The 5,709-nt window shown below is 65.5% G+C and carries 6 protein-coding genes; 3 read left to right on the top strand and 3 right to left on the bottom strand.

What is annotated here, in order from left to right; translation table 11 throughout:
• Window positions 1-125: 125 nt before the first annotated feature.
• On the bottom strand, window positions 126-1,175 hold the full coding sequence (fbaA, locus tag GZ998_RS02050; protein ID WP_161924964.1) for a class II fructose-bisphosphate aldolase: 1,050 nt from the start codon (window positions 1,173-1,175) through the stop codon (window positions 126-128).
• Between the two features lie 242 nt (window positions 1,176-1,417).
• Here fbaA and GZ998_RS02045 point away from each other — a divergent pair, with 242 nt between their 5' ends.
• Window positions 1,418-1,855: an Hsp20/alpha crystallin family protein gene (locus GZ998_RS02045; RefSeq protein WP_219108672.1), complete on the top strand. Its 438-nt coding sequence runs from the start codon at window positions 1,418-1,420 to the stop codon at window positions 1,853-1,855.
• A 91-nt stretch (window positions 1,856-1,946) separates the two neighbouring features.
• Here GZ998_RS02045 and GZ998_RS02040 read toward each other — a convergent pair whose 3' ends face one another.
• Window positions 1,947-2,702, bottom strand: coding sequence for a TrmH family RNA methyltransferase (locus tag GZ998_RS02040; protein WP_257504927.1), 756 nt, complete (start codon window positions 2,700-2,702; stop codon window positions 1,947-1,949).
• 112 nt (window positions 2,703-2,814) lie between these two features.
• Between GZ998_RS02040 and GZ998_RS02035 the strand changes: the two genes are divergently transcribed.
• Together GZ998_RS02035 and GZ998_RS02030 are read left to right on the top strand one after the other, a co-directional pair.
• Window positions 2,815-4,401: an SIR2 family protein gene (locus GZ998_RS02035; protein ID WP_219108669.1), complete on the top strand. Its 1,587-nt coding sequence runs from the start codon at window positions 2,815-2,817 to the stop codon at window positions 4,399-4,401.
• 45 nt (window positions 4,402-4,446) lie between these two features.
• Window positions 4,447-4,641, top strand: coding sequence for a hypothetical protein (locus GZ998_RS02030; RefSeq protein ID WP_161924967.1), 195 nt, complete (start codon window positions 4,447-4,449; stop codon window positions 4,639-4,641).
• A gap of 136 nt (window positions 4,642-4,777) precedes the next feature.
• Here the strand turns inward: GZ998_RS02030 and pyrE are convergent, their stop codons facing one another.
• Complete coding sequence (pyrE, locus tag GZ998_RS02025) at window positions 4,778-5,347, bottom strand: orotate phosphoribosyltransferase (protein ID WP_202616349.1); 570 nt, start codon at window positions 5,345-5,347, stop codon at window positions 4,778-4,780.
• Between the last annotated feature and the right edge of the window lie 362 nt (window positions 5,348-5,709).

Raw genomic sequence — 5,709 nt, 5'->3', positions numbered from 1 at the left:
GGCGGCCCCGGCACCGCGTGGGTGCCGGGGCCGCCGCCAATGTCACAGCGCGTTCAGACGCTCTCCGCACGCACGGCGTGCCCGGTGGGGCCAGGCCACCGCCGGGCACGCCGTCGTCGGGCCGATCAGCGCTTGGCGGAGCCGACGGAGCCGAGGCGCTCGCAGGCCTCGACCACGCGGGCGGCCATGCCCTCCTCGGCGGCCTTGCCCCAGACGCGCGGGTCGTAGGTCTTCTTGTTGCCGACCTCGCCGTCGATCTTGAGCACGCCGTCGTAGTTCTTCAGCATGTGGTCGACGACCGGGCGGGTGAAGGCGTACTGGGTGTCGGTGTCCACGTTCATCTTGATGACGCCGTTGCGCACCGCGGTGGCGATCTCCTCGTCGGTGGAGCCGGAGCCGCCGTGCATGACCAGGTCGAACGGCGAGTCCTTCACGCCCACCTTGGTGGACAGGCGGTCGCCCAGGCGGGCGGCGACGTCCTTCTGGATGTCGCCGAGGATCTCCGGGCGCAGCTTGACGTGGCCGGGCTTGTAGGAGCCGTGCACGTTGCCGAAGGTCAGGGCGGTGATGTAGCGGCCGTTCTCACCCAGGCCGAGGGCCTCGATGGCGCGCCAGGCGTCATCGGCCGTGGTGTAGAGGTTGGCGTTCTCGTCACCGGAGATGCCGTCCTCCTCGCCGCCGACGGCGCCGATCTCGATCTCCAGGACCGTGTTGGCGGCCTTCGCGCGCGCCAGCATGTCCACGGCGATCTCAATGTTGTCATCCAGGGACTCGGCCGAGCCGTCCCACATGTGGGAGTTGAACATCGGCAGCTCCCCGCGCTTGACCTGCTCGGCCTCCATCTCCAGCAGCGGGAGGATCCAGGGCTCGAGCATCTTCTTGGGGCAGTGGTCGGTGTGCAGACCGATCGTCACCGGGTAGAGGTCACCAACAGCGCGGGCGTAGGCCGCGAAGGCAACAGAGCCCTTGACGCGGTCGAGCCGGGAGGAGCCGGACCAGTAGGCGGCGCCGCCGTTGGAGATCTGGACGATTCCGTCGGACTCGGCGTCGGCGAAACCCTTGAGCGCCGCAGACAGGGTCTGCGAGGAAGTGACGTTGATCGCGGGGATGGCGTACTTGCCGGCCTTGGCGCGGTCAAGCATGTCGGCGTAGGACTCCGGGGTTGCAATGGCCACTGGGTGCCTCCTGAGGAAAGTGAATAGTCAGTGGTGCACCGCTGATTCTGTCACGGATTTGCGCGTCGGTGAACCGGATCATGGTCCCGGTTGGTTCCGAGCCGAGGTTTCACCGTCGGCGATGACCTGGATCACCCTGCCTAGAGCGGTGCCACAATTGAGGTGCAGCTGGTTGGGTGCAAGGACGCCCAGCCGCGCGACTCTCGGAACCTCCGAGGCCGCAACCACTGGAGGTGGTTGACATGGCAGCATCAGCATTCGACCCGTTCCGCGACCTGGACCGCTGGCTGAGCGGCGGCATGGTACGCACGCCCGCATCCGTCGGTATGCCGCTCGACCTATACCGCGAGGGCGAGACCTTCGTGGCCCGCATCGACCTGCCCGGCGTGGACCCCGCGACGATCGACGTCGACGTCGAGGACCGCACCCTGACCGTGCGCGCCGAGCGCCCGGCCACCGACGCCAAGGACGTGCAGTGGCTCGCCCACGAGCGCCCGAGCGGCACCTTCGCCCGCCAGCTCACGCTCGGCCACGGGCTGGCACTGGACCGCATCTCCGCCCAGTACACCGACGGCGTGCTGACCCTGACCATCCCGGTGGCCGAGGAGGCCAAGCCCCGCAAGATCGAGGTCACCCACGCCCCGGCCAACCACCCGGTCATCGAGGCCGAGCAGAGCTGACCGCAGCGCCGGGGCGGCCCGCCGTCGTCCCGCCCAGCGCTCGTCGCAACCCGGCCACGGCCGCTTGTTCACCGCCGGGCCCGTTCTCGACTCAGTCGGGGGCGGGCCCGGCGTGCTGCAGCACCCAGGTGTGCATGGCGACGGCGGCCGCGGCGGCCACGTTGATGGAGCGGGTGGAGCCGTACTGGCCGATCCGCAGTACCCGGGAGCAGCGGGCCAACAGTGCCGGGCTGATGCCCTCCCCCTCGCTGCCGAACACCATCAGGCAGCGCTCGGGCAGCACGGCCTCCTCCAGCAGCTCCGCCCGTGGACCGTTATCGATGCCAATGACTTCGTAGCCGGCTTCGGCCGCCCACTCCAGCAGCGCATCCGGCTCGGGGTGGTGGCGCACGTCCAGGTAGCGGTTGGTGACCATGGCGCCGCGCTTGTTCCAGCGGCGCCGCCCAATGATGTGCACGGCAGCCACGTTGAAGGCGTTGGCGGTACGCACGATCGACCCGATGTTCAGGTCCTGGGCGACGTTCTCCACGGCCACGTGCAGCGGGTGGGCGCGGACGGCCAGGTCGGCGCGGATCGCCTCGATGGTCCAGTAGCGGTAGCGGTCGACGACGTTGCGGCGGTCGCCGTCGGCCAGCAGCGCCCGGTCGTACCGGGGGTCGTCGGGCCAGTCGTCCCGCCCGCCGGGCCACGGCCCGACCCCGACCTCGCGCGGCGCACCCTCCTCTGTCCGCGCATCGGGCTCGAGCGGCCCGGACGGGTCGGCGGTGTCGCGGTCGTCTGGGATGTCCGGATCAGCGCCGCCGACGTCACCCGCACACCGTTCACCTCGGTATCCCAACATCATCATCTGTCCCCTGCCAGTACGCGACATACGACCACATCCACGATCGCACCTGCGGTAGCTTAGTGACCGTCCTACCGACACGGCTTCAACATGACGACGTCGTCCGAGGAGTCCCATGGCCTTCCCCGACATCACCCGGGAACTGATCGACCGCATCGTCACGCCTCCAGACAAACTGATCTTCCTCACCGGTTCGGGAATCTCATACGAGGCCGGCTACCCCACTTGGGATGACTTCGTCATCAACCTGCTGGTGGGCTCGGGCGCACTGCCGGATCGAGACTCCGCGCGCGGATACCTCGCCGCCGCCGGCAACAGACAAGTCATCGCCGAAGGCGCCCGCGCAGCATGCCATGCGACGGCAGTCAAGCAGGGCGTCGACCCTGACGACGCTTGGCGATCACTGGTCGCACGCGCGCTGCACCCCGCCAACACCCCCGATGACGCCATCGCACCTCCAACCACCTTGCATTACATTCTCGCTAGGCACGCGGCCGCTCACGGGCTTCCGATCCTGACCACCAATTTCGATCTGCTGCACGAAGGAGCCGCAGCGGACTACAACAGATCAGACGTCTTTGTTCTAGACGATTTCCAACCGAGCGAATCTTTCATCAGCGACAATAACGGAAACGACAGGTATCTCCCTACGGTATTTCACCTGCACGGTTATGTTGATGACACAATGTCATGGGAGGGTGGAACTCTCACAGGATTCACATCTGTCAACCCCATAGTAACCCAGTCCGACTACAATAAAGTATTGCACGACAAGAGCAGTTGGCAACTCGAGTTGCTGAATGCAATCAGAACATCCGGATTCAGCCTTTTCATAGTCGGACACTCACTGACGGACCACGATCTACAGGCATGGTTCGAAGCGATACGAAACTCCGCATCTAGGTCATGCAACAGCGACGAGTCAGCATCTCCCACTGAGAGCGTCCCTCTGGGCTACCTGGTGATCGCGAAGGAGAGCTTAGGCGGGCTACAGGATCTGGGGGACGCCGATTTCGCGGATTACCGTCGACTTCTCGAAAAGCAGTGGGAACAACTCGGAATCACGGTGCTTATCACGGAACACTTTTCTGACGCAACGACGCTAATCGAGGAGTACCTGTATCGCTATGGCGCCGGTTCCACTTCCCGCAGCGACAACCAGTCACCGCAAGAACGCGTTTCTCACATCTTCAACAGCGTTGTCAGCGGCAACCGTCTCGAGACTACATCCCGGGCGTTCGTCAAATGTGCCACGCTAAACCTGAAGGACGACCGGCTTGCACGGTCAGACGTGTCAGTGTGGCTCGCCGACGGCTCCCATCAACTGCACAGGATTGGCAAGCAAGGACACGTCTTCCTGATTCCGGAGGTCGTCAAGACGATAAGCACTCGACCAGGCAGTATGTGGGTGGCAGCACAGGCCCTACATTCTGAAACGCAGCAAGTGGAGACGAAAGGCATAGAGCACTGGGACGCAATTCTTGGACAGCGCGTGACAATCTCCCAGCCGAACAAACCACCAACCGTATGTGGATCCGTCACGATCGCAGTCCAACTCGCAGATGACGCTGACACCGGTTCGAAAAACGCCCAGGATCTCGCGGACGCAATAGTCGAGGACCACGCCCTTCATGATTACCTTGACAAGCTCGTCAAAGACGTAGCCGATGTTCTTGAACGCCAGCTCGCGCCGCTCGCCTAGCCGCCGCGAGTCATGTATCCTGAGTTGGTCTCTTGAGGAGCAGACATGACGATGATGATGCAGTCTCTACCGCAGTCACCGAATCAGCCCGCACAGGAAGAGCGTGTTGTCGCCGTCCCGGTCACTGGCGACGGAACTCGGTTCCGTCTGGTGACCGTGCGTACCGGCCGTCGCAACATTCGCACGCGATCCAAGCCGCAGCGCACCGAACCGCAGTCAAAGACGGCAAGAAGCGCCTGACCGTCGCCGATCCGAAGCTGACGGACGCTGCAGATACAGTCCTAACGCAGTCCTCGTCCTAGCGCTGGCCTCCCGGCCCCCGCTCACACGTGGAGCCTGCGGGGCGGTCCCGGGCGGCCCGGACCGGTCCGCGGTGTCAGTCAAGTCCCAGGTCCGCGAGTCCGAGGGCAGCGTGGTAGGGCAGGCCGGCGGCCTCGATCCGCTCGCGCGCCCCGGTGGCGCGGTCTACGATCACGGCGACGGCGAGCACGTTGGCGCCGGCCTCGCGCAGCGCGGCGACGGCCTCCAGCGGGGAGCCGCCGGTGGTGGAGGTGTCCTCCAGGACTACCACGTTGCGGCCGGCGACGTCGGGGCCCTCCACGCGGCGCTTCATGCCGTGGTCCTTGGCGGCCTTGCGCACCACGAAGGCGTCCAGGTCCAGCCCGCGGGAGGCGGCCGCGTGCAGCATGGCGGTGGCAACCGGGTCGGCGCCCATGGTGAGCCCGCCGACGGCGTCGACGTCCTCGGTGCTCAGCCCGGCCTCCTCCAGCATGTCCAGCATGACGTGGCCGATGAGGGGGGCGGCCTCGTGGTGCAGGGTGGCGCGGCGCATGTCCACGTAGAAGTCGGACTCCAGCCCGGAGGCGAGGGTGACTTTTCCGCGGACGACGGCGAGGTCGCGGATGAGTTCGGCCAGGCGGGCGCGGTGGGAGTCGTTGGCGATCACGTCGGTACTCACGCAACAAGGCTAACCCGGCGGTGGCTGCTGGACGATCTCAAACCGGCCCTTGGCGTTTGAGGTTGTGATGGTGAGGGGGGGATGGGTGTGTGGATGGTGGGATGCCGATGGTTGTGGAGGATTCGCGTCTGCGCACCGCTTGGTGACGGGCGGAGGCCGGAAATGTCCACATTCGGCATTAACGCCGTCGATGCGAATGCAGCCCAATGCGGCATCCGCATGATTTCAACGTTTTGTTCGCGGCCGCCGACACGGCTGGCGTGTGATGTCTCAGGACATCGGTGACAGTTCTGCCTCAGGACATCGGTGACACTTGGTGTGTCAGGACATCGGTGACACTTGTGGTTGTT

The sequence above is a fragment of the Actinomyces sp. 594 genome (assembly GCF_019325145.1).
GTDB lineage: Bacteria > Actinomycetota > Actinomycetes > Actinomycetales > Actinomycetaceae > Actinomyces.
The sequence above is the reverse complement of the archived record's forward strand: the minus strand, read 5'-3'. Positions and strand labels throughout refer to the sequence as shown.